Below are 20,247 nucleotides of genomic sequence, written 5' to 3' on the forward strand. Positions count from 1 at the left end.
TACCGCCGGGCCGCCGGTAGGGTGGCCCGGTTGTCATTCGCAGACGAGCAGCCCGACGTCCAGATCCACGGAGACCGTGACTACCACCGCCGCTTCCTCCACGCACAACCACCACCTCTCGCCCGCCTTCCCCGGCCGTGCCCCCTGGGGCACCGCCAGCAAGCTGCGCGCCTGGCAGCAGGGGGCGATGGAGAAGTACATCCAGGAGCAGCCGCGTGACTTCCTCGCCGTCGCCACGCCGGGCGCCGGCAAGACGACCTTCGCGCTGACCCTCGCCTCCTGGCTGCTGCACCACCACGTCGTGCAGCAGGTGACCGTGGTCGCGCCGACCGAGCACCTGAAGAAGCAGTGGGCGGAGGCGGCCGCGCGGATAGGCATCAAGCTCGACCCCGAGTACAGCGCGGGACCCCTGGGGAAGGACTACCAGGGCGTCGCGGTGACGTACGCCGGTGTCGGCGTGCGGCCCATGCTGCACCGCAACCGGGTCGAGCAGCGCAAGACCCTCGTCATCCTCGACGAGATCCACCACGCCGGTGACTCCAAGTCCTGGGGCGAGGCCTGCCTGGAGGCGTTCGAGCCGGCCACCCGGCGGCTCGCGCTCACCGGCACACCGTTCCGCTCCGACACCAACCCCATCCCCTTCGTCACCTACGAGGAGGGGCAGGACGGGATCCGGCGGTCCGCCGCCGACTACACGTACGGGTACGGCAACGCGCTCGCCGACCACGTCGTCCGGCCCGTCATCTTCCTCTCCTACAGCGGCAACATGCGCTGGCGTACGAAGGCCGGTGACGAGGTCGCCGCGCGGCTCGGCGAGCCGATGACGAAGGACGCCGTCAGCCAGGCCTGGCGCACCGCGCTGGACCCGCGCGGCGAATGGATGCCCGCCGTGCTGCGCGCCGCCGACCAGCGGCTGACCGAGGTCAGGAAGGCCATCCCGGACGCGGGCGCCCTCGTCATCGCCTCCGATCAGGACTCGGCGCGCGCGTACGCCAAGCTGATCCGGGAGATCACCGGCAGCAAGGCCACCCTCGTGCTGTCCGACGACGCCGGCGCCTCGAGCAGGATCGACGAGTTCAGCGGGAACAACGACCGCTGGATGGTCGCCGTCCGCATGGTGTCCGAGGGCGTCGACGTGCCCCGGCTCGCGGTCGGCGTGTACGCCACCACCATCTCCACCCCGCTGTTCTTCGCGCAGGCCGTCGGCCGTTTCGTACGGTCCCGGCGGCGCGGCGAGACCGCCTCCGTCTTCCTGCCGACCGTCCCCGACCTGCTCACCTTCGCCAACGAGATGGAGGTCGAGCGCGACCACGCCCTCGACAAGCCGAAGAAGGAGGGCGAGGAGGACCCGTACGCCGAGTCCGAGAAGGAGATGGAGGAGGCGAACAAGGAGCAGGACGAGGACACCGGCGAGCAGGACATGCTGCCCTTCGAGGCGCTGGAGTCCGACGCCGTCTTCGACCGGGTTCTCTACGACGGCGCCGAGTTCGGCATGCAGGCCCACCCGGGCAGCGAGGAGGAGCAGGACTACCTCGGCATCCCCGGTCTCCTCGAACCCGACCAGGTCCAACTGCTGCTGCAGAAGCGGCAGGCCCGGCAGATCGCGCACAGCCGTAAGAAGCCGGACGACGAGGCCGACCTGCTCGAACTGCCCGCCGAGCGGCGGCCCGTCGTCTCCCACAAGGAGATGATGGAGCTGCGCAAGCAGCTCAACACCATGGTCAGCGCGTACGTCCACCAGAGCGGCAAGCCGCACGGGGTGATCCACACCGAACTGCGGCGCGTGTGCGGCGGCCCGCCGAGCGCCGAGGCCACGGCCGGGCAGCTGCGGCAGCGGATCGCCAAGGTGCAGGAGTGGGCGACGCGCATGAGGTGACCCGCCCGCGCAGGCGGGAGGGGCGTACGGCGCGGGAAGCGCGCCGCGCGTATCAGGACGAAGGTCGCAGGCCATGCCGGGTCATGCCCGGATTCTGGACGGAGGCTTTCGCTCAGCGAACCCGCTTCGCTACTGTCCCGCTACGCACACGCCCCGTGGCAGCGCCGCCGCGGAGCGCAGCCGTGAAGCGACCGGTCCCGGAGCCGCCGGGACCGTCTGCCGATCGGCGGCCTCTGAAGCGTCGCTGACGGGACTCGGTGACGCATCCCTCACCCAGGGGTCGCCGACCTCACCACCGAAGGAGTGGGCGTCGTGACCGCGGAGACCTCTCAGACGCTCGACCGGGGACTGCGCGTCCTCAAACTGCTCGCCGACACCGACCACGGGCTGACCGTCACCGAGCTGTCCACCAAACTGGGCGTGAACCGGACCGTGGTGTACCGGTTGCTCGCCACCCTCGAACAGCACGCGCTCGTCCGGCGTGACCTGGGCGGACGAGCCCGCGTCGGACTGGGTGTGCTGCGACTGGGCCGGCAGGTGCACCCGCTGGTACGGGAGGCCGCGCTGCCCGCGCTCAGGTCGCTGGCGGAGGACATCGGGGCGACCGCCCACCTCACGCTGGTGGACGGGAGCGAGGCGCTGGCCGTCGCGGTGGTCGAGCCGACGTGGACGGACTACCACGTGGCCTACCGGGCCGGTTTCCGGCATCCGCTGGACCGCGGGGCCGCGGGCAGGGCGATCCTCTCCGCCCGCCATTCACCGTCGGCGGAACCGGGGTACACCCTGACGCACGGCGAACTCGAGGCCGGGGCCAGCGGGGCGGCGGCGCCCCTGCTCGGGGTCACGGGCGTGGAAGGCAGCGTCGGCGTGGTCATGCTGGCGGACGCCGTGCCGGAGCGGGTCGGGCCGCGCGTCGTCGACGCGGCGAGGGAGGTGGCGGAGGCGTTGCGGTGACGCGGCGCTTGCCGGACCCGGTGATCCGGGCGGGGTGAGCCGGTGCCGGGGTGGGTGGTTGACCGGGCCTTGGCCGGAACCGGTCGTCCCGTAGATTGATCCTGTGCTGTCTCGTCTCACACGCCTCCAGGCCGTCGCCGTCTGCGCCCTGCCCGTCGCGGCCCTGATCGCCGCCGCGGTGTTCGCGCCGCTGCCGTTCTCGGTGGCGCAGCCGGGGCCGACGGCGAACGTGCTGGGCAAGAACAAGGGCACCCAGGTGATCACCGTCTCCGGCGCGCCGACCCGCGCGACGAGCGGGCAGCTGCGGATGGTGACGATCGTAGCCACCGGCCCGGACACGCGCGTGTCGCTGGGCGACGTGCTCGACAACTGGTTCCGCACGGACCGCGCGGTCATGCCGCACGACGCGGTCTACCAAGGCGACACCGTCAAGGAGATCGAGAAGCACAACGTCGAGCAGATGCAGCAGTCCCAGGACGCGGCGACCGAGGCGGCGCTGAAGTACCTGAACCTGAACAGCAAGGACGTCAAGGTCACCCTCAGGCTCGCCGACGTCGGCGGGCCCAGCGCGGGGCTGCTGTTCTCCCTCGGGATCGTCGACAAACTGAACGGGGACGGCAGCGGCGGCGACCTGACGGGCGGCCGCACCATCGCCGGCACGGGCACGATCGACGCCGCCGGCAAGGTGGGCGCGGTAGGCGGTGTGGCCCTGAAGACCCAGGCCGCCCGCCGGGACGGGGCGACCGTCTTCCTGGTACCCAAGGACGAATGCTCCGACGCCAAGGCCGAATTGCCCAAGGGGCTCCGGCTGGTTCCGGTGACCACCCTCAAGGGCGCGGTGAACTCCCTGATGGCCCTGGAGAAGGGGAAGGGCGCCGTACCGAGCTGCTAGGCGACCGCCGGCCTCGGGGCCGCGGCAAGCCGCAGACCGACCTCGACGAGGGTCCAGCCGAGGCGGGTGCCCGCCCCACCTCACCCTGCCCCCACCTCACCCCGCCCCTCCGCCTGTTCCGCCGCCTGCTCCACCAGCGGGATGATCCGCAGTGGCACCGGGTTCTCCATCACGATCGCCGTGGCGGCCCGGACGATGCCGTCGAAACCGACGACCCGGTCGATCACCCGCTGGAGGTCGGCGTTGGAGCGGGCCACCAGCCGGCACAGCATGTCCCCGCTGCCGGTGGTGGTGTGCAGCTCCAGCACCTCCGGAACGGTGGCCAGATGGGCGCGTACGTCGGGTCCCTGGCCCTGCCGGATCTCCAGCGTGGCGAACGCCGTGACCGGATAGCCGATGGCCGCCGGGTCCACCTGCGGGCCGAACCCGCGGATGACCCCGTTCGACTGGAGCCGGTCCAGCCGGGCCTGCACCGTGCCCCGCGCCACCCCGAGCCGCCGGGACATCTCGAGGACCCCGATCCGTGGCTCCCGGGCCAGCAGCACGATGATGCGCCCGTCCAGCCGATCGATCGCCATGCCCGCCTCCTGAGATGGTCATCCTGTACAGAAATACCGCCGACGACGCCATGTCGCCGAGCAGATTGCCCAGCGAATACGCGAACTGTTGCGCACCTTGCCGACCGGGTTCACGCTTCCGCTATGACGCAGACCACAGACCACACTCCCGTCACGACCGCCCGGCAGGCCGACCCCTTCCCGGTCAAGGGAATGGACGCGGTCGTCTTCGCCGTGGGCAACGCCAAACAGGCGGCGCACTACTACTCCACCGCCTTCGGCATGCGGCTGGTCGCCTACTCCGGACCGGAGAACGGCAGCCGGGAGACCGCGAGCTACGTTCTGGAGAACGGCTCCGCCCGCTTCGTGTTCACCTCCGTCATCAAGCCCGCGACGACCTGGGGCCACTTCCTCGCACAGCACGTGGCCGAGCACGGCGACGGCGTCATCGACCTGGCGATCGAGGTCCCGGACGCCCGCGCCGCGTACGCCTACGCGATCGAGCACGGCGCCCGCTCCGTCGCCGAGCCCCACGAGGTGAAGGACGAGCACGGCACCGTCGTCCTCGCCGCCATCGCCACCTACGGCGAGACCCGGCACACCCTGGTCGAGCGCTCCGGCTACGACGGGCCGTACCTGCCCGGCTACGTGGCCGCGAAGCCGATGGTCGCACCCCCCGCCCACCGCACCTTCCAGGCCGTCGACCACTGCGTCGGCAACGTCGAACTCGGCCGGATGAACGAGTGGGTGGAGTTCTACAACAAGGTCATGGGCTTCACGAACATGAAGGAGTTCGTGGGCGACGACATCGCCACCGAGTACAGCGCCCTGATGTCGAAGGTCGTCGCCGACGGCACGCTCAAGGTGAAGTTCCCGATCAACGAGCCCGCGATCGCCAGGAAGAAGTCCCAGATCGACGAGTACCTGGAGTTCTACGGCGGCGCCGGTGTCCAGCACATCGCGCTGAACACCAACGACATCGTGCAGACGGTACGCACCATGCGCGCGGCCGGTGTGGAGTTCCTGGACACCCCCGACACCTACTACGACACCCTCGGCGAGTGGGTCGGCGACACCCGCGTCCCCGTGGAGACCCTGCGCGAGCTGAAGATCCTCGCCGACCGCGACGAGGACGGCTACCTCCTGCAGATCTTCACCAAGCCGGTCCAGGACCGTCCGACCGTCTTCTTCGAGATCATCGAACGGCACGGCTCCATGGGCTTCGGCAAGGGCAACTTCAAGGCCCTGTTCGAGGCGATCGAGCGGGAGCAGGAGCGGCGCGGCAACCTTTGACGCTCCGGGTTCCGGGTCAGCCCTCCGGCGGCGGTTCCTCGTCGGGGGGCTCACCCAACCGGGCCAGCGCCTCCCGTGCGACCGGCACCCGCAACGGCGAGAAGTAGGGGTTGATCCGCAGCGCCTCCTGCAGATGGCGGCGCGCGGGCCCGGTCTGCTCCAGCTCGCCCTCGATCATGCCCAGGTGGAACGAGTACAGCGCGCTGCGCACCCCGCCCCCCTTGTCCTTGTCGGTGGCGACCCGGGCGTAGTGCAGCGCCTCCTCGTCGTCACCCACCCGGTGCAGGGCCCAGCCCAGCGCGTCCGCCACGTCGATGCCCGGCTGCCGTTCCCACTCGTCCTCCAGCAGCACCACGGCGTCCTCCCGGTTCCCGTGGTCCGCCTCGAACCGCCCGAGCAGCAGTTCCTCGTCCACCCCGCCGGCCTGGTCCCGGTCCGCCCGGGTCCGCACCAGGTCGTACTGGGCCTGCGCCTCCTCCTGTCTGCCCAGCGACTCGTACAGCTCGCCCAGCTCCAGCGCGTACTCGGGGGAGGGCTGCCCGGTGAGCGCCGCCCGGTAGGCGGTCAGCGCCTCGGAGGTCCGGCCCAGCGCGGCCAGTACGCGGCCCCGGCCGGCCATGGCGGCGCGCTGCCCGGGGTCCGCGCGCAGCGCCGCGTCGAAGTGCCGCAGCGCGTCCTGGCGGTCACCGCGCTCCCAGGCGAGCTGTCCGGCACGGGTGAGGTAGTCGGCCTGCTCGGCGGGGCTGCGGGCGGCCGCCGCCGCGTCGGCGAGCTGGGCCGCCGCGTCCTCGCGCCAGCCCCGGTCGCGGTACACCGCGGACGCCCGTGCCATCACCGCCGGGCGGACGGCGGCGCCGGTGCGCAGCGCCATCAGCTTGTCCAGCGTGCTCCGGCTCGCCTTGTAGTCGCCGAGCCCGGTGTAGGAGTCGATCAGCACCGCGTACGTCGTCCACCGCTTCGGCGCGATCTTGTTCGCCTGCTCGCCCCACTCCCGGGCCGCGGCGAAGTCCCGGCGCGTGTTCGCCAGCGCCGCGAGCCCCTCCAGCGCCTCGACGTTCGCACCGCCCGCGACCTCCAGGGAGGTCTGCAGAGCGTGCTCGGCCTGCGGGTAGTTCGCGGCGTCGGCGGTCTGCCGCCCCCGCTGCAGATAGGCGGTGCCCAGCACCGCCCACGCCCGCGCGTCCCGGGGATGCGTCCGCAGATGGTTCTCCCGGTCCCCGATCAGGCGGGTCAGGTCGGGCAGCGCGGCCGGCATCCCGGCGGTCACCGCGACCGGGGCCCGTGGGCCGGGCGCCGGTGCGGGCGGGCCGGACCGGACCGGCTCCCTCGGCAGCAGCATCAGCGCCCCGCCGACCGCCGCGGTGCCCGTCACCGAGGCCACCAGCACCCGCCGCAGCATGCGCAGACGCCGCCGGGGCCGCACGGCCACCAGGGACGTACCCGGACCGGACTGTCGCTTCTCCATACGTCTTACTGTGCGTCAATATGACGAGCACATCCGGGTGGCCCAAGGGTGCCGTGTACGGGGTTCACACCGATGGCCCCGGGTGCAAGGCTGTGATCATGAGCCGTATCGAAGCGCCGCGTGACGAAGCCCAGGGCAGTCTCACCGACCGGCTCCTCGTGGGCCTGCCGGCCGAGGCGGTCCTCACCGACCCCGACGTCACCGCCTCCTACGCCAACGACATGGCGAGCTTCTGCCCGGCCGGCACCCCGGCCGTGGTGGTACTGCCACGCACGGTCGAGGAGGTCCAGCACGTCATGCGCACCGCCACCGAGCTACGCGTGCCGGTCGTCCCGCAGGGCGCCCGCAGCGGCCTGTCCGGAGCGGCCAACGCCTCCGACGGCTGCATCGTGCTGTCCCTGACCCGGATGGACCGCATCCTGGAGATCAACCCGGTCGACCGTGTCGCGGTCGTCGAACCGGGCGTGGTCAACGCCGTCCTCTCCCGCGCGGTCGAGGAACACGGCCTGTACTACCCGCCGGACCCCTCCAGCTGGGAGATGTGCACCATCGGCGGCAACATCGGCACCGGCTCCGGCGGGCTGTGCTGTGTGAAGTACGGGGTGACGGCCGAGTACGTCCTCGGCCTGGACGTCGTCCTCGCCGACGGCCGTCTGATGTCCACCGGCCGCCGCACCGCCAAGGGCGTGGCGGGCTACGACCTGACCCGCCTTTTCGTCGGCTCGGAGGGCTCCCTCGGCATCGTCGTACGGGCCGTCCTCGCTCTCAGGCCGAAGCCGCCGCGGCAGCTGGTGCTGGCCGCCGAGTTCGCCTCCGCGGCCGACGCCTGCGACGCCGTGTGCCGGATCATGGCGGGCGGCCATGTGCCGTCCCTCCTCGAACTGATGGACCGTACGACCGTCAAGGCGGTCAACGACCTCGCCCGGATGGGCCTGCCGGAGACCACCGAGGCCCTGCTGCTGGCCGCCTTCGACACCCCCGACCCCGCCGCGGACCTCGCCGCCCTCGGCGCGGTGTGCGAGGCCGCGGGCGCCACCCAGGTGGTCCCCGCCGAGGACACCGCCGAGTCCGAACTCCTCCTCCAGGCCCGCCGGACGGCCCTCGTCGCCCTGGAGGCCGTCAAGGGCACGACGATGATCGACGACGTGTGCGTGCCCCGGTCACGGCTCGCCGAGATGATCGAGGGCGTCGAACGGATCGCGGAGAAGCACCGTCTGACGATCGGGGTGTGCGCCCATGCGGGTGACGGCAACACCCACCCGACCGTGTGTTTCGACGCCCAGGACCCCGACGAGACCCGCCGCGCCCGCGAGTCCTTCGACGAGATCATGGCCCTCGGCCTGGAACTGGGCGGCACCATCACCGGCGAGCACGGCGTCGGCGTCCTGAAGAAGGAGTGGCTCGCCCGCGAGGTCGGCCCGGTGGGCCTGGAGATGCAGCGCGCCGTCAAGCAGGTGTTCGACCCGCTGGGGATCCTGAACCCCGGCAAGCTGTTCTGACGCCCCGTCCCCCCGGGGTCACCGGGCGAGCAACTGGTCGAGCGCGCCGTCCATCCCGAGCAGCTCGGCCTCGCTCCCCGGGGGCACCGCGCGCAGGGTGCGCTCCAGCCAGGCGGCCAGCTGGGCGGCCGGCGCCTGGAGCAGGGCTTCACCGTCGGGTGAACTCAGCGCCATCAGGACGACGCCGCGCCCGTCCACCTTCGTGGGCCACACCTTGACGTCACCCTGCCCGCACGGCCGGAACACCCCCTCCACCAGCAGGTCCCGGGAGAAGGTCCAGTTCACGGGCTGTTCGGAGGTGACGTGGAAGGCGATGTGGACGGCGTAGGGGTCGTCGGAGCGGTAGCCGAGCCGGGCCGGGACCGGGAAGCTGTGGTCGGCGGAAAGGATGAGCTGCAGTTCGAGTTCGCGTTCCACCACGAGGTGCTGCATGACGTTCCGTTCCTCTCTCGACGGGGCCGTGGGAGCGGGCCCGTGCACGGTGAGAGGCGGCCGGGGCGGGGGCGTTACGCGGGTTCGGGGACTTTTCCCGGATCCGCGTCCCGGCGAGTTGTGAAGCCCGCGGGAAGTCTCTAGCACGGCGTCGCCCGGAAAGGGGTGGGTCCTGCGGGACTGGCGCTCGGGGCGGCGTGGGTCTGATAGATGTGGAGCCCCCATACGACCCCCGAGCAGATACGGGACGACGCGGACATGAGCGCCCCAACCCCGGCCCCCGGAGACGACAGGCCCCGCGAGGGCTACTACCCGGACCCTTCCATCCCCGGCTACGTCCGGTACTGGAACGGGGCCGCCTGGGTGCCGGGCACCAGCCGGCCGGCGCCGCAGGACGGCGAGTCGCTCGCCGCACCGCCCGGCACCTGGCCGGCCCAGCGGCAGCCGCAGGCCCCGGCGGCGGTCGAGGAGACCGGCCCGCACTTCTTCGACGAGGACCCGCCCGCCGCCCCCGCGGCGCAGCCGGCGTCGGCGTGGGGTGCCGACCCGGGCGGGCAGTCCGGTTTCGGCGGTGACCAGGACCGCCGCGTCTCCTGGGGCGCCGACCCGCGGACGCCCGCGGGCTCCCCGGCCCAGCCGGACGGCCGGGCCGCCAGCACCGACGGCACGGCGACGATCCCGCCCGCCGACCCGGGCCACGACGGCCCCGAAGAGGGCGGCACGTTCGTCTTCCGGCGCCCGGGCGGCGGCTCCGCGGGCCAGGTGGACGACGGCACGATGACGTTCCGGCCGGTTCCGCCGCGCACGCCCGGCTCCGGACAGAAGGACGGGGCGGGCGACGGCTCCGCCGGTTTCGGGGTGCAGGGGCCCGTCGGGTCCGCCGGCGCCGGGGGCGCCGCGAAGCCGGGGTTCGGCGCGGGGAAGGCGGCCGCCGCCCGGGCGGCAGCGGCGAAAGGCCCGGCGCAGGTCCCGGGCCAGGCGCAGGTCCCCGGCCAGGCGCAGGGTCCCGTCCACGGCCAGGCGCAGGGTCCCGGCCAGGCCCAGCTCCCCGCGCAGGCCCAGGGCAGCGCCCTGGGGTCCGCGCCCCAGGCCTCCGCCCCGTCCCCGGTCACCGCCTCCGTCCCCCCGCAGGCGAGCCCGCTGCCCGGTCCCGCCGCGGCTCCCGTGCCGGCCCCGATGGCCGGCGGGGCGGGCGGTGGGCAGTCGTCCTGGGCGCAGCAGGTGCACCGGCTCGCCGGGGCCGGGGACGAGCAGCCCGTGACGCCGTGGAAGCCGCCGGTGGAGGACCTGTTCCAGGCGGCCGCCCGACGGCAGGCGGCGGCGCGGCCGGCGGGGGTCGGCAAGCGGCTGCTCGCCCGCCTGGTCGACACGCTGGTCCTCGGCGCGGTCACCGCCACGGCCGCCGTACCGCTGGGCGCCAAGGCCGTCGACCACGTCCAGGAGAAGATCGACGCGGCCAAGCTGTCCGGCCGTACCGTCACCGTCTGGCTGCTGGACGGCACGACCGGCGCCTACCTCGGCATCGTCCTGGCCGTGCTGCTGGTCACCGGTGTCCTGTACGAGGCGCTGCCCACCGCCAAGTGGGGCCGTACGCTGGGCAAGAAGCTGTGCGGCATCGAGGTGCGGGACATCGAGGCGCACGAGCCGCCGTCGTTCGGCCGGGCCCTGCGCCGCTGGCTGGTCTACAGCGTCCCCGGTCTGCTCGGCGTCGGCGTGGTGGGTGTGCTGTGGTGCCTGTTCGACCGGCCGTGGCACCAGTGCTGGCACGACAAGGCCTCCCACACCTTCGTGGCGGCCTGACACCGCCCACCCGGGGCCGGCCGTCCGCCGGACGGGACCGCGTACTCCGGACGGCCGTCCGCGGATGCGGAGCCGGGGGGTTCGCGATCGACTCGGGCCATGAGCAGCGAACCGCCCGCCGGCTCCGGACCGCAGCCCCCGGAGGACGACCCGTTCAGGAAGCAGCCCCCACCCGGCCAGGGCGCGGGCTCGCCGTACGGCGGCGAACAGCCTCCTCCCGGCGGCGGTCAGGTCCCGCCCTACGGCGGTCAGGTCCCGCCCTACGGCGGTGAGCCGCACGGAGGCGGCGGTTATCCCAGCGACCCGCTCGCCGGCATGCCCCCGCTCGCGGACAGCGGCAGGCGCACCCTGGCCCGCATCATCGACATGATCCTGGTCGGCATCGTGGTCTGGCTGGTCACCCTGCCCCTGGGGGCGTGGCAGGACGAGATGAGCGGCAACAGGTTCGAGGTCGGCAGGTCCTTCGCGCAGTCACTCGTCACCGCGGTGCTCTTCGTCGCCTACGACACCATCATGATCGCCAGGTCCGGGCAGACCCTCGGCAAGAAGTGGCTGAGCATGCGGGTGGCCAACCTGCAGGACGGCAGCACGCCCTCCACGCAGAACTCCCTGGTGCGCGCGCTGGTGCTGTGGGTGCCGTTCGCCTTCTGCTGCGCCTGCGTCTGGACGGCCGTCTGCGGCGGCTGGAGCTTCTTCGACAGGCCCTACAAGCAGGGACTGCACGACAAGGCAGGGAAGACGGTGGTGGTGAGCACGGCCTGACCGGCTGACCGGCTGACCGGCGGAAAGGGGCGAAAGGGCGGAAGGCGCCGCGGAGGTCAGGAAGCCGTGGGCTCGCGGACCGGTTCGACCGCGGCGGCCACCGGTTCCCGGCGGGCGGTCACACGCTCGTCGGCCACCGGTTCCCGGGCCTGGCTCCCGTCCGCCGCGGCGACCGCGCGCGGCTTCGGCAAAGGAACCGTCATGGCGACGAGGACCCCCAGCGCGAGGGCGGCGAGGGCGATGACCGCGATCCCGAGGCCCGAACTCGTCTGTGACAGCAGCAGCATGGCGAGCGTCGAGAAGATCACGGTGCAGGAACCGTAGGCGAGCTGTGCGGCGGTCGGACGAGGCATGGTAATCGTGTCCTCGGGAGATGTGGGGGTGAGACGGGACGCCGGCCTGTGTTTCCGCCGACTTCGGGGCGTTCCACCGTTCGACTCTATTCGCCTGCATGCCCGAGCGGAACGACTGGTAAGCGTGACCTAACCCACGGTACCGGTGCACAGGGGGCGCACGGAGTCACGGCGTCCAGGAAGTGGACGGACTCACGCGCCGGGTGAGCGAGGCGCGAGGTGTTCGTAAAGCGAACCTCAGCTCCGCATAGTGCACTTGACCTGCTCAAGTCAAGATCTGTCTTTTCTCTTAAACCTCTAGTCAAATGTCGTCACTTGACTACACGCGTTGATCAGGCGCGCACGGGCCCTTCCATGACCAGGACCCTCCTTCCGTGTGCGCGGACGCGGGGGAGGAACTCAAGTGACCAGCAGAACCTGGACGTTCAGAGCGGCCGCGATAGGCATCGCGCTCGCGGCGGCCTCCGCCACGTTCTCCACCTTCGCCGTCGCGGAGGCTGCCGGCACGGCCAAGTCGGCTGCCGCGAACCGGCACGACCCGGCGCCGGTGAAGCAGCAGGAGCACGACCTCGACGGCCCGCTGAGCAAGACCCAGGAGGCCCAGCGCCAGGAAGCCCTCAACGAGGTCATATCCGGCAAGGCCAAGGCCAAGGACCGGGACGGCTCGAAGGTCGTCCAGCTCAAGAGCAAGAAGGGCGACAGCAAGTACGTCGAGCTGGGCCGGGAGAAGACCGACAAGATCTTCACCATCCTGGTGGAGTTCGGCGACAAGACCGACCCGAAGTTCGGCGGCACGGCGGGCCCCCTGCACAACCAGATAGCCGCGCCCGACCGCACCAAGGACAACTCGACGGCCTGGCAGAAGGACTACAACCAGAAGCACTTCCAGGACCTCTACTTCGGCACCGGCAAGAAGACCGGGTCGATGAAGAAGTTCTACGAGAAGGAGTCCTCGGGCCGCTACTCGGTGGACGGCGAGGTCGCCGACTGGGTCAAGGTCCCCTACAACGAGGCCCGTTACGGCAACAACGCCTGCGGCTCCACGAACTGCCCGAGCGTCTGGAACGTCGTCAGTGACGGGCTGAGCGCGTGGGTGGCCCAGCAGAAGGCGGCCGGCCGCACCGACGCCCAGATCAAGACCGACGTCGCGAAGTTCGACCAGTGGGACCGCTACGACTACGACGGCGACGGCAACTTCAACGAGCCCGACGGCTACATCGACCACTTCCAGATCGTGCACGCCGGTGAGGACGAGTCCGCGGGCGGCGGCGTCCAGGGCAAGGACGCCATCTGGGCGCACCGCTGGTACGCCTTCGGCACCGACGCCGGCGCCACCGGCCCGGAGAACAACAAGCTGGGCGGCGCGCAGATCGGTACCACCGGCATCTGGGTCGGCGACTACACCATCCAGCCGGAGAACGGCGGCCTGGGCGTCTTCGCCCACGAGTACGGCCACGACCTCGGCCTGCCGGACCACTACGACACCACCGGCAACGGCGACAACTCCACCGGCTTCTGGACCCTGATGTCCTCGGGCTCCTGGCTCGGCCGGGGCAAGGACTCCATCGGTGACCTGCCGGGCGACTTCAGCGCCTGGGACAAGCTCCAGCTCGGCTGGCTCGACTACGACACGGCCAAGGCCGGCAAGCAGTCCACGCACAAGCTCGGCGTCGCCGAGTACAACACGTGGAACAAGCAGGCCCTCGTGGTCAACCTGCCGGACAAGGCGGTCAGCACCACCGTGGTGACCCCGGCGCAGGGCTCGACCCAGTGGTGGAGCGGCAGCGGTGACAACCTCAAGAACACGCTGACCCGTTCCGTCGACCTCACCGGCAAGTCCTCGGCCGCGCTGAACCTGGACGGCTACTACGACATCGAGTCGGGTTACGACTTCCTCTACACGGAGGTCTCCACCGACGGCGGCGCCAACTGGACCGCGCTCGACGGCACGGTGGACGGTCAGCCGATTCCGCGCGACGCCAGCGACAAGCCGGCCCTGACCGGCACGGTCGACGGCTACAAGAAGCTGTCGTACTCCCTCGACGCCTACGCGGGCAAGAAGATCGACGTCCGCTTCCGCTACCAGACCGACGGCGGCGTGGCCCAGAAGGGCTTCGCGGCCGACGAGATCACACTGACCGCCGACGGTTCGGTGCTGTTCTCCGACAACGCCGAGAGCGCGGACGCCGCTTGGACCGCGAACGGCTTCTCCCGGATCGGCGCGTCCTTCACCAAGGACTACGCGCAGTACTACATCGCCGAGAACCGCCAGTACGTGTCGTACGACAAGACCCTCAAGGTCGGCCCGTACAACTTCGGCTTCTCCACGACCCGTCCGGACTGGGTGGAGCACTACCCGTACCAGAACGGTCTCCTGATCTGGAAGTGGGACACCTCCCAGGCGGACAACAACACCAGCGTCCACCCGGGCGTCGGCCTGGTCCTCCCGGTCGACTCGCACCCGAAGGCGCTGAAGTGGTCCGACGGCACGCTGATGCGCACCCGCATCCAGTCCTACGACTCGCCATTCAGCCTGTACCGCACCGACGGCATCACGCTGCACAACGCGGACGTCGCGACGAAGATCAAGTCGTCGAAGGGCGTGTCGGTCTTCAACGACCACACCAGCACCTACTACGACCCCTCGACCCCAACCGCCGGTGTCAAGATCACTGACACCAACACCAAGATCCGGATCGTCAAGGAGGCCAAGGACGGCTCGACGATCTACCTCAAGGTCGGACCCGCGGTGAAGTAGTCAGCGTTTTCGCAGGTCACAAGCGTATCGGCGGCAACCTCTTGGCGGGTTGCCGCCGATCGTGTTTAGGTGCGTCCTGTGGCTCTCTTATTGACACCGACCGACACGGGGGGATGACCGCATGGCCGCAGGAGGCTTCTGCAAGCTGCCGAACGGCACGGTGGTGGTGGCGCTGAACCTGCCCCGCCCCGACCTCGGCGGCCCGGCCGGGAGCGCCCCCGCCGGGGCCGTACGGGTGCTGGTCCACGCCCACAACCGCGCCCGCGCCCTGACCAGGCTGCGCAACCTGGGGATGCGCGCCGTCTACCTGCGGGGCAACGCCGCCCCGCCGACCCCGGACGAGATCACCGCCGTACTGCACCACCCGGACGGCCTGATATGGCGGACGGCCCCCGACAACGGTGTCAGCCCGGCCGAGCTCGTCACGGAGCTGTGGCGTCCGATCCGCGCCCTGCTGAGGCAGCCGACGGCCTGAAGCGCCGGGGAGGCGGCCGGCCCGGGGGAGGGGCGGGCAGGTCAGGCGGAGACGACCGGCTTGCCGGTCAGCTCCACGCCGGCCCCGCGCAGCTCCTCCAGTGCCCGCTCGGTGGTCTCCGCGGCCACCCCCGCGGTCAGGTCGAGCAGCACCTGCGTGCGGAAGCCCTCGCGCGCCGCGTCCAGCGCGGTGGCGCGCACACAGTGGTCCGTGGCTATGCCGACCACGTCCACCTCGTCGATGTGCCGGGCCCGCAGCCAGTCGGCGAGGCCCACACCGTTCTCGTCCGCGCCCTCGAAGCCGCTGTACGCCGCCGCGTACGCCCCCTTGTCGAAGACGGCGTCGATCGCGCCCGAGGCGACGGCGGGGGCGAAGTTCGGGTGGAAGCCCACGCCCTCGGTGCCGGCGACGCAGTGCGCCGGCCAGGAGTGGACGAAGTCGGGGTCGTCGGCGAAGTGGCCGCCGGGTGCGATGTGGTGGTCGCGGGTGGCCACCACGTGCCGGTACCCGGCGGGGGCCTGCCCGATCAGCTCCGTGATGGCGGCGGCCACATCGGCACCACCGGCCACCGCGAGGCTGCCCCCCTCGCAGAAGTCGTTCTGCACGTCTACGACGATCAAGGCGCGGCGCATGGGTGGGTGTCCTTCGGCTGTGGGGTCGGAAGTGGTGAAGGGGCGCGGGCCCGGCCGTGAACCTCCGAGCCTAGAGACTTCACGCCGGGCGCGGGAGGGGGCACGCACCGCGCGCGGACGCGACCCCCGCTACGGCAGTGTCACCGGGTCGCGTCGCGGGGCGTGCGCGCGTCCCCGGCGACACCCCCTAACCACCCGAGCCCGTCTGGACGTACTCCGTCGGGAGGACCGGTTCCCCGCGGGAGAGCTGGGTCGCCGACATGGGCAGGCCCGCGCGGGCGGCGGCGTGGCGGTCACGGGCGACGTCCAGCGGCTCCCGGCCGACGACCTCGCCGCCCTTGACCAGCTGGACGAGGAGCTGCCGGTCGGCGAGGCCGGTGGGGACCGGGCCGGTGCCGACGACCTCCGCCTCGGCCACGCCGTACTCGTCGAGCCGCCGCGCGGCCCACTTGCGGCCGCCGACCGAGGTCTTGCCGCCGGTGGACCTCTTCGCCACCGGCACCAGCGGCGCCTTCGGGTCCAGGGACTCGGCGCGGGCGACCAGCTTGTACACCATGGAGGCCGTAGGGTGCCCGGAGCCGGTCACCAGCTGGGTGCCGACGCCGTACGCGTCCACCGGGGCCGCCGCCAGCGAGGCGATGGCGTACTCGTCCAGGTCCGAGGTCACGATGATCTTCGTGTTCCGCGCCCCCAGCTCGTCGAGCTGCTGCCGCACCCGGTGGGCGACGAGGAGCAGGTCGCCGGAGTCGATCCGCACGGCGCCCAGCTCGGGCCCGGCGATCTCGACGGCCGTGCGGACCGCCTCGGCGACGTCGTAGGTGTCCACCAGCAGGGTGGTCCCCCGGCCCAGCGAGTCGACCTGGGCCTGGAAGGCGTCCCGCTCGCGGTCGTGCAGCAGGGTGAAGGCGTGGGCGGAGGTGCCGACGGTCGGGATGTGGTACCGGAAGCCCGCGGCGAGATCCGAGGTGGAGGTGAAACCGCCGACGTAGGCGGCCCGGGCCGCGGCGACGGCGGACAGCTCGTGGGTGCGGCGGGCGCCCATCTCGATCAGCGGCCGGTCGCCGGCCGCCGAGGACATACGGGAGGCGGCGGCCGCGATCGCCGAGTCGTGGTTGAGGATCGACAGGATCACCGTCTCCAGCAGCACGCACTCGGCGAAGGAGCCCTCGACCCGCATCAGCGGCGAGCCCGGGAAGTACACCTCGCCCTCGGGGTAGCCCCAGACGTCACCCGAGAAGCGGTAGCCGGCGAGCCATTGGAGGGTCTCCTCGTCCACGATCCCGTGCTCGCGCAGGAAGCCGAGGACGCCCGCGTCGAAGCGGAAGTTCTCCACCGCGTCCAGCACCCGGCCGACACCGGCCAGGACGCCGTACCGGCGCCCCTCCGGCAGCCGCCGGGTGAAGACCTCGAACACGCTGCGCCGTTCCGCGGTACCGGCCTTCAGGGCCGCCTGCAGCATCGTCAACTCGTACTGGTCGGTGAAGAGCGCCGTCGAGGGAACGTCCACCGGCAGCCCAAGGTCCGCTACAGCCACGAAAGTCCTCCTGTGTCACGACTCTCCGGGTGCCCCGAGCCTCGGCCGGGGGCCCGGGGGTTGTTGCCCGGTGCATGCGGCATGACCATGGATGGTACTCCTATTTCGTCAGTGTGACGATTTCTGGCGTGCGTGGCAGCATGGGCCATGTGACGTCACCCGCTCCCGTAGAGATCGAACGCACCGAATCGGCGGAGGAGGTCTTCGCCGTACCCGAGCCCGACGTCCCCTGGGTCACGATCGTCCACAACGACCCGGTCAACCTCATGAGCTATGTGACGTACGTCTTCCAGACGTACTTCGGGTACTCCAAGGACAAGGCCACCAAGCTCATGCTCGACGTCCACCACAAGGGCCGGGCGGTCGTCTCCAGCGGAAGCCGCGAGGAGATGGAACGCGACGTGCAGGCGATGCACGGCTACGGTCTGTGGGCCACCCTCCAGCAGGACCGGAAGTAACCGGAACCAGACCGGAGTAAACGACCTCATCCATGCCCGGAACATTCGAACCGCTCCCCGGCGGCGGCGCGGCCGTCGCTCTCGACCACGTCGAGATCTCCATCATCCGCTCGCTGGCCGTCCAGCTCCTGGAGATAATCGGCCCCGGCCCCGCCGAGGACGCCCCCGACGACCCGCTCGCCGAGCTGTTCGCCGAGGGCCCGAGCGAGCCGCCCACCGACCCGGTGCTCCGGCGCCTCCTCCCGGACGCCTACTGCGACCCGGAGCGCACCCCCGCCTCGACCGAGGGCGCCGAGCAGCAGCGGGCGTACTCCGCCGAGTTCCGCCGCTTCACCGAGAACGACCTGCGGGCCGGTAAACGGGAGAACGCGCTGTCGGTGATCCGCACCCTGGACGCGCTGGCGTCCGCCGGCGAGGGCGGGGCCGTGCTCAGCCTGAGCCCCGAGGAGTCCCGGCAGTGGCTGGGGGCCCTCAACGACCTCCGGCTGGCGATAGGGGCCCGGCTGGAGATCGCCGACGAGGACGACACCGACCTGCTCTACCGGCTCCCGGACGAGGACCCGCGCAAGCCGATGGCGATGGCGTACCTGTGGCTCGGAGGGCTGCAGGAGACACTCGTCTCCACGTTGATGCCCTGATTCCCCCGGTTTTCGCCCGATCCGCCGTTCGCTCAGCGGACGCTCAAATCCGGATAACGATCGCGTTACCGTCGCGGCCTGCTTTGGCGGTTTCGGGTGCCCTTTGTCCGCTTCTCCCTGTGGGGTGCGCCACACCCGGCCTCTGTGATCAGTGTTGCGGCCGTGATAAATCTTCACGACCGCCCGGCGAACACCACCCATGTTCGGCCGGGTGCGCCACCGAGCCGGCGACCGCCGGCCAGGCACGAGCGGGCGCGCGTAGCCCGCTCAACTCCAATCAATCCGGGGGGATCGAAACCCGATCCGAGGCCGATACAAGGCCCGGGTCGGCTTGGAGAAAGGCGCACCACACATGACCTCCGAGAAGGTCACCGACGCCCCTGAGGAGGGGTACGAGCGCGGGCTCGGCAGTCGTCAGGTCCAGATGATCGCGATCGGCGGCGCCATCGGCGTCGGTCTGTTCCTGGGAGCCGGGGCGAACATCGCCAAGGCCGGTCCCAGCCTCATCGTCATGTACGCCCTCGCGGGCGTGATCATCTTCTTCATCATGCGGGCTCTCGGCGAGCTCCTGCTCTACCGTCCGGTCTCGGGTTCCTTCGCGGAGTACTCCCGCGAGTTCCTCGGCCCGTTCTTCGGCTACTTCACCGGCTGGACCTACTGGCTGATGTGGGTCGTCACCGGCATGGCCGAGCTGACGGCCGCCGCGATCTACGTCAACTACTGGTTCCCGGGCGTCCCCCAGTGGGTGACCGCGCTGGTCTTCCTCGTCGTGCTGTTCGTGGCCAACCTGATCTCGGTGAAGCTCTTCGGCGAGATCGAGTTCTGGTTCTCCATGGTCAAGGTCACCGCGCTGGTCGGCATGATCGTGATCGGCCTCGGCGTGCTCACCTTCGGGTTCAGTGCCGCCGGGGACACCGCCTCCGTCGCCAACCTCTGGCAGTTCGACGGCTTCTTCCCCAAGGGTGTCGGCTCCTCCCTGATGACCCTGCAGGGCGTCATGTTCGCCTACCTCGCCGTCGAGCTGGTCGGCGTCACGGCCGGCGAGTCCGAGGACCCGGAGAAGACCCTCCCCAAGGCCATCAACACCCTGCCCTGGCGCATCGCCCTGTTCTACGTCGGCGCCCTCACCGTCATCCTGTGCGTCGTGAAGTGGACCTCCTTCGCGGCCGGCGTCAGCCCCTTCGTGAAGGCCTTCGCGGTCATCGGCATCCCGGCCGGCGCCGGCATCGTCAACTTCGTGGTGCTCACCGCCGCCCTGTCCTCCTGCAACTCCGGCATGTACTCCACGGGCCGCATGCTGCGCACCCTCGCGGACAACGGCGAGGCCCCCCGGGTCTTCAGCAGGCTCTCGGCCACCAAGACCCCCGCGCTCGGCATCACCGTCTCGGTCGCCTTCATGGGCATCGGCGTGATCCTGAACTACATCGTCCCGGAGAAGGCCTTCGGCTACGTCACCTCGGTGGCGACCGCGGCCGGCATCTGGACCTGGCTGATGATCCTGGTCAGCCACGTCCTCTACCGCCGCGCGGTGGACACGGGCCGGCTGCCCGCCTCCTCCTTCCCGGCGCCGGGCGGCGCGGTGTGCTCGTACATCGCCATCGCGTTCCTGCTCTTCGTCACCTGCCTGATCGCGTACGACGCCGACTCCCGTGTCTGCCTGTACGTCATGGCGGGCTGGGCCGTCGCCCTGGGCATCGGCTGGGCCGTGCTCAAGTCCCGCAACCCCCAGGTCGCCGAGCGCAGCGAGCCCGAACTGGAGCAGGTGGGCTGACCCAGGGCCTGTCCGGCGGATCATGCCGCAGACGCGGGGCTTGGCACGCCCTCCCCCACTCTCGGCTTCGCTCGAGCGGGCGGTGCCCCCACCGGCGT

18 protein-coding genes are annotated in these 20,247 nt (G+C 71.2%); 12 read left to right on the forward strand and 6 right to left on the reverse strand.

Annotated features, from left to right (window positions below; all coding sequences use genetic code 11):
• Nucleotides 1–76: 76 nt before the first annotated feature.
• The 3 genes from ACFY0F_RS35495 to ACFY0F_RS35505 all read left to right on the forward strand — a co-directional run bounded on the left by ACFY0F_RS35495 (nt 77) and on the right by ACFY0F_RS35505 (nt 3,722).
• Complete coding sequence (locus ACFY0F_RS35495; RefSeq protein WP_388803979.1) at nt 77–1,876, forward strand: DEAD/DEAH box helicase; 1,800 nt, start codon at nt 77–79, stop codon at nt 1,874–1,876.
• Nucleotides 1,877–2,188: 312 nt separating this feature from the next.
• A complete protein-coding gene (locus ACFY0F_RS35500; protein ID WP_388803982.1) occupies nt 2,189–2,830 on the forward strand; it encodes an IclR family transcriptional regulator in 642 nt (213 codons plus the stop codon).
• Between the two features lie 103 nt (nt 2,831–2,933).
• The gene (locus ACFY0F_RS35505; protein WP_388803985.1) at nt 2,934–3,722 is read left to right on the forward strand and encodes a S16 family serine protease; all 789 of its coding nucleotides are present in this window, start codon (nt 2,934–2,936) and stop codon (nt 3,720–3,722) included.
• 80 nt (nt 3,723–3,802) lie between these two features.
• Here the strand turns inward: ACFY0F_RS35505 and ACFY0F_RS35510 are convergent, their stop codons facing one another.
• Nucleotides 3,803–4,300, reverse strand: a complete 498-nt coding sequence (locus ACFY0F_RS35510) for an Lrp/AsnC family transcriptional regulator (RefSeq protein WP_388803988.1) — start codon at nt 4,298–4,300, stop codon at nt 3,803–3,805.
• A 123-nt stretch (nt 4,301–4,423) separates the two neighbouring features.
• On the opposite strand from ACFY0F_RS35510, the gene hppD reads away from it, so the two are divergent.
• Nucleotides 4,424–5,572, forward strand: a complete 1,149-nt coding sequence (hppD, locus tag ACFY0F_RS35515; protein WP_388803991.1) for a 4-hydroxyphenylpyruvate dioxygenase — start codon at nt 4,424–4,426, stop codon at nt 5,570–5,572.
• Nucleotides 5,573–5,588: 16 nt separating this feature from the next.
• Here the strand turns inward: hppD and ACFY0F_RS35520 are convergent, their stop codons facing one another.
• Entirely contained in the window at nt 5,589–7,037 is a 1,449-nt protein-coding gene (locus tag ACFY0F_RS35520; RefSeq protein WP_388803993.1) for a tetratricopeptide repeat protein, read from the reverse strand.
• Nucleotides 7,038–7,129: 92 nt separating this feature from the next.
• On the opposite strand from ACFY0F_RS35520, the gene ACFY0F_RS35525 reads away from it, so the two are divergent.
• Entirely contained in the window at nt 7,130–8,536 is a 1,407-nt protein-coding gene (locus ACFY0F_RS35525) for an FAD-binding oxidoreductase (RefSeq protein ID WP_388804036.1), read from the forward strand.
• A gap of 18 nt (nt 8,537–8,554) precedes the next feature.
• Here the strand turns inward: ACFY0F_RS35525 and ACFY0F_RS35530 are convergent, their stop codons facing one another.
• The gene (locus tag ACFY0F_RS35530; RefSeq protein ID WP_388803996.1) at nt 8,555–8,968 is read right to left on the reverse strand and encodes an SsgA family sporulation/cell division regulator; all 414 of its coding nucleotides are present in this window, start codon (nt 8,966–8,968) and stop codon (nt 8,555–8,557) included.
• Between the two features lie 258 nt (nt 8,969–9,226).
• Here ACFY0F_RS35530 and ACFY0F_RS35535 point away from each other — a divergent pair, with 258 nt between their 5' ends.
• Together ACFY0F_RS35535 and ACFY0F_RS35540 are read left to right on the forward strand one after the other, a co-directional pair.
• The gene (locus ACFY0F_RS35535; RefSeq protein WP_388803999.1) at nt 9,227–10,768 is read left to right on the forward strand and encodes an RDD family protein; all 1,542 of its coding nucleotides are present in this window, start codon (nt 9,227–9,229) and stop codon (nt 10,766–10,768) included.
• A gap of 99 nt (nt 10,769–10,867) precedes the next feature.
• The gene (locus ACFY0F_RS35540) at nt 10,868–11,530 is read left to right on the forward strand and encodes an RDD family protein (RefSeq protein ID WP_388804002.1); all 663 of its coding nucleotides are present in this window, start codon (nt 10,868–10,870) and stop codon (nt 11,528–11,530) included.
• A gap of 56 nt (nt 11,531–11,586) precedes the next feature.
• Here ACFY0F_RS35540 and ACFY0F_RS35545 read toward each other — a convergent pair whose 3' ends face one another.
• The gene (locus tag ACFY0F_RS35545) at nt 11,587–11,883 is read right to left on the reverse strand and encodes a hypothetical protein (protein WP_388804005.1); all 297 of its coding nucleotides are present in this window, start codon (nt 11,881–11,883) and stop codon (nt 11,587–11,589) included.
• A gap of 403 nt (nt 11,884–12,286) precedes the next feature.
• On the opposite strand from ACFY0F_RS35545, the gene ACFY0F_RS35550 reads away from it, so the two are divergent.
• Nucleotides 12,287–14,641 carry an immune inhibitor A domain-containing protein gene (locus ACFY0F_RS35550; RefSeq protein WP_388804008.1) on the forward strand — a complete coding sequence of 785 codons (2,355 nt, stop codon included), beginning with the start codon at nt 12,287–12,289 and terminating at the stop codon, nt 14,639–14,641.
• A 121-nt stretch (nt 14,642–14,762) separates the two neighbouring features.
• Entirely contained in the window at nt 14,763–15,116 is a 354-nt protein-coding gene (locus ACFY0F_RS35555) for a hypothetical protein (protein WP_388804011.1), read from the forward strand.
• A 41-nt stretch (nt 15,117–15,157) separates the two neighbouring features.
• Here ACFY0F_RS35555 and ACFY0F_RS35560 read toward each other — a convergent pair whose 3' ends face one another.
• On the reverse strand, nt 15,158–15,748 hold the full coding sequence (locus ACFY0F_RS35560) for an isochorismatase family protein (protein WP_388804014.1): 591 nt from the start codon (nt 15,746–15,748) through the stop codon (nt 15,158–15,160).
• 187 nt (nt 15,749–15,935) lie between these two features.
• On the reverse strand, nt 15,936–17,282 hold the full coding sequence (locus ACFY0F_RS35565; protein WP_388804017.1) for a nicotinate phosphoribosyltransferase: 1,347 nt from the start codon (nt 17,280–17,282) through the stop codon (nt 15,936–15,938).
• 140 nt (nt 17,283–17,422) lie between these two features.
• On the opposite strand from ACFY0F_RS35565, the gene clpS reads away from it, so the two are divergent.
• The 3 genes from clpS to ACFY0F_RS35580 all read left to right on the forward strand — a co-directional run bounded on the left by clpS (nt 17,423) and on the right by ACFY0F_RS35580 (nt 20,149).
• Nucleotides 17,423–17,740: an ATP-dependent Clp protease adapter ClpS gene (clpS, locus tag ACFY0F_RS35570; protein ID WP_142152253.1), complete on the forward strand. Its 318-nt coding sequence runs from the start codon at nt 17,423–17,425 to the stop codon at nt 17,738–17,740.
• A gap of 32 nt (nt 17,741–17,772) precedes the next feature.
• Complete coding sequence (locus tag ACFY0F_RS35575; protein WP_388804020.1) at nt 17,773–18,378, forward strand: DUF2017 domain-containing protein; 606 nt, start codon at nt 17,773–17,775, stop codon at nt 18,376–18,378.
• 352 nt (nt 18,379–18,730) lie between these two features.
• Entirely contained in the window at nt 18,731–20,149 is a 1,419-nt protein-coding gene (locus ACFY0F_RS35580; protein ID WP_388804022.1) for an amino acid permease, read from the forward strand.
• Nucleotides 20,150–20,247: the final 98 nt, after the last annotated feature.

This window comes from Streptomyces sp. NPDC001544 (assembly GCF_042894285.1).
Taxonomy (GTDB): Bacteria; Actinomycetota; Actinomycetes; order Streptomycetales; family Streptomycetaceae; genus Streptomyces.

What these genes read in the sequence shown, in the direction of transcription:
- ACFY0F_RS35540 (WP_388804002.1), top strand. Translation starts at nt 10,868, where the DNA reads ATGAGCAGCGAACCGCCCGCCGGCTCCGGACCGCAGCCCCCGGAGGAC.
- ACFY0F_RS35510 (WP_388803988.1), bottom strand. Translation starts at nt 4,300, where the DNA reads ATGGCGATCGATCGGCTGGACGGGCGCATCATCGTGCTGCTGGCCCGG.
- hppD (WP_388803991.1), top strand. Translation starts at nt 4,424, where the DNA reads ATGACGCAGACCACAGACCACACTCCCGTCACGACCGCCCGGCAGGCC.
- ACFY0F_RS35580 (WP_388804022.1), top strand. Translation starts at nt 18,731, where the DNA reads ATGACCTCCGAGAAGGTCACCGACGCCCCTGAGGAGGGGTACGAGCGC.
- ACFY0F_RS35545 (WP_388804005.1), bottom strand. Translation starts at nt 11,883, where the DNA reads ATGCCTCGTCCGACCGCCGCACAGCTCGCCTACGGTTCCTGCACCGTG.
- ACFY0F_RS35520 (WP_388803993.1), bottom strand. Translation starts at nt 7,037, where the DNA reads ATGGAGAAGCGACAGTCCGGTCCGGGTACGTCCCTGGTGGCCGTGCGG.
- ACFY0F_RS35575 (WP_388804020.1), top strand. Translation starts at nt 17,773, where the DNA reads ATGCCCGGAACATTCGAACCGCTCCCCGGCGGCGGCGCGGCCGTCGCT.
- ACFY0F_RS35555 (WP_388804011.1), top strand. Translation starts at nt 14,763, where the DNA reads ATGGCCGCAGGAGGCTTCTGCAAGCTGCCGAACGGCACGGTGGTGGTG.
- clpS (WP_142152253.1), top strand. Translation starts at nt 17,423, where the DNA reads ATGGGCCATGTGACGTCACCCGCTCCCGTAGAGATCGAACGCACCGAA.
- ACFY0F_RS35530 (WP_388803996.1), bottom strand. Translation starts at nt 8,968, where the DNA reads ATGCAGCACCTCGTGGTGGAACGCGAACTCGAACTGCAGCTCATCCTT.
- ACFY0F_RS35560 (WP_388804014.1), bottom strand. Translation starts at nt 15,748, where the DNA reads ATGCGCCGCGCCTTGATCGTCGTAGACGTGCAGAACGACTTCTGCGAG.
- ACFY0F_RS35535 (WP_388803999.1), top strand. Translation starts at nt 9,227, where the DNA reads ATGAGCGCCCCAACCCCGGCCCCCGGAGACGACAGGCCCCGCGAGGGC.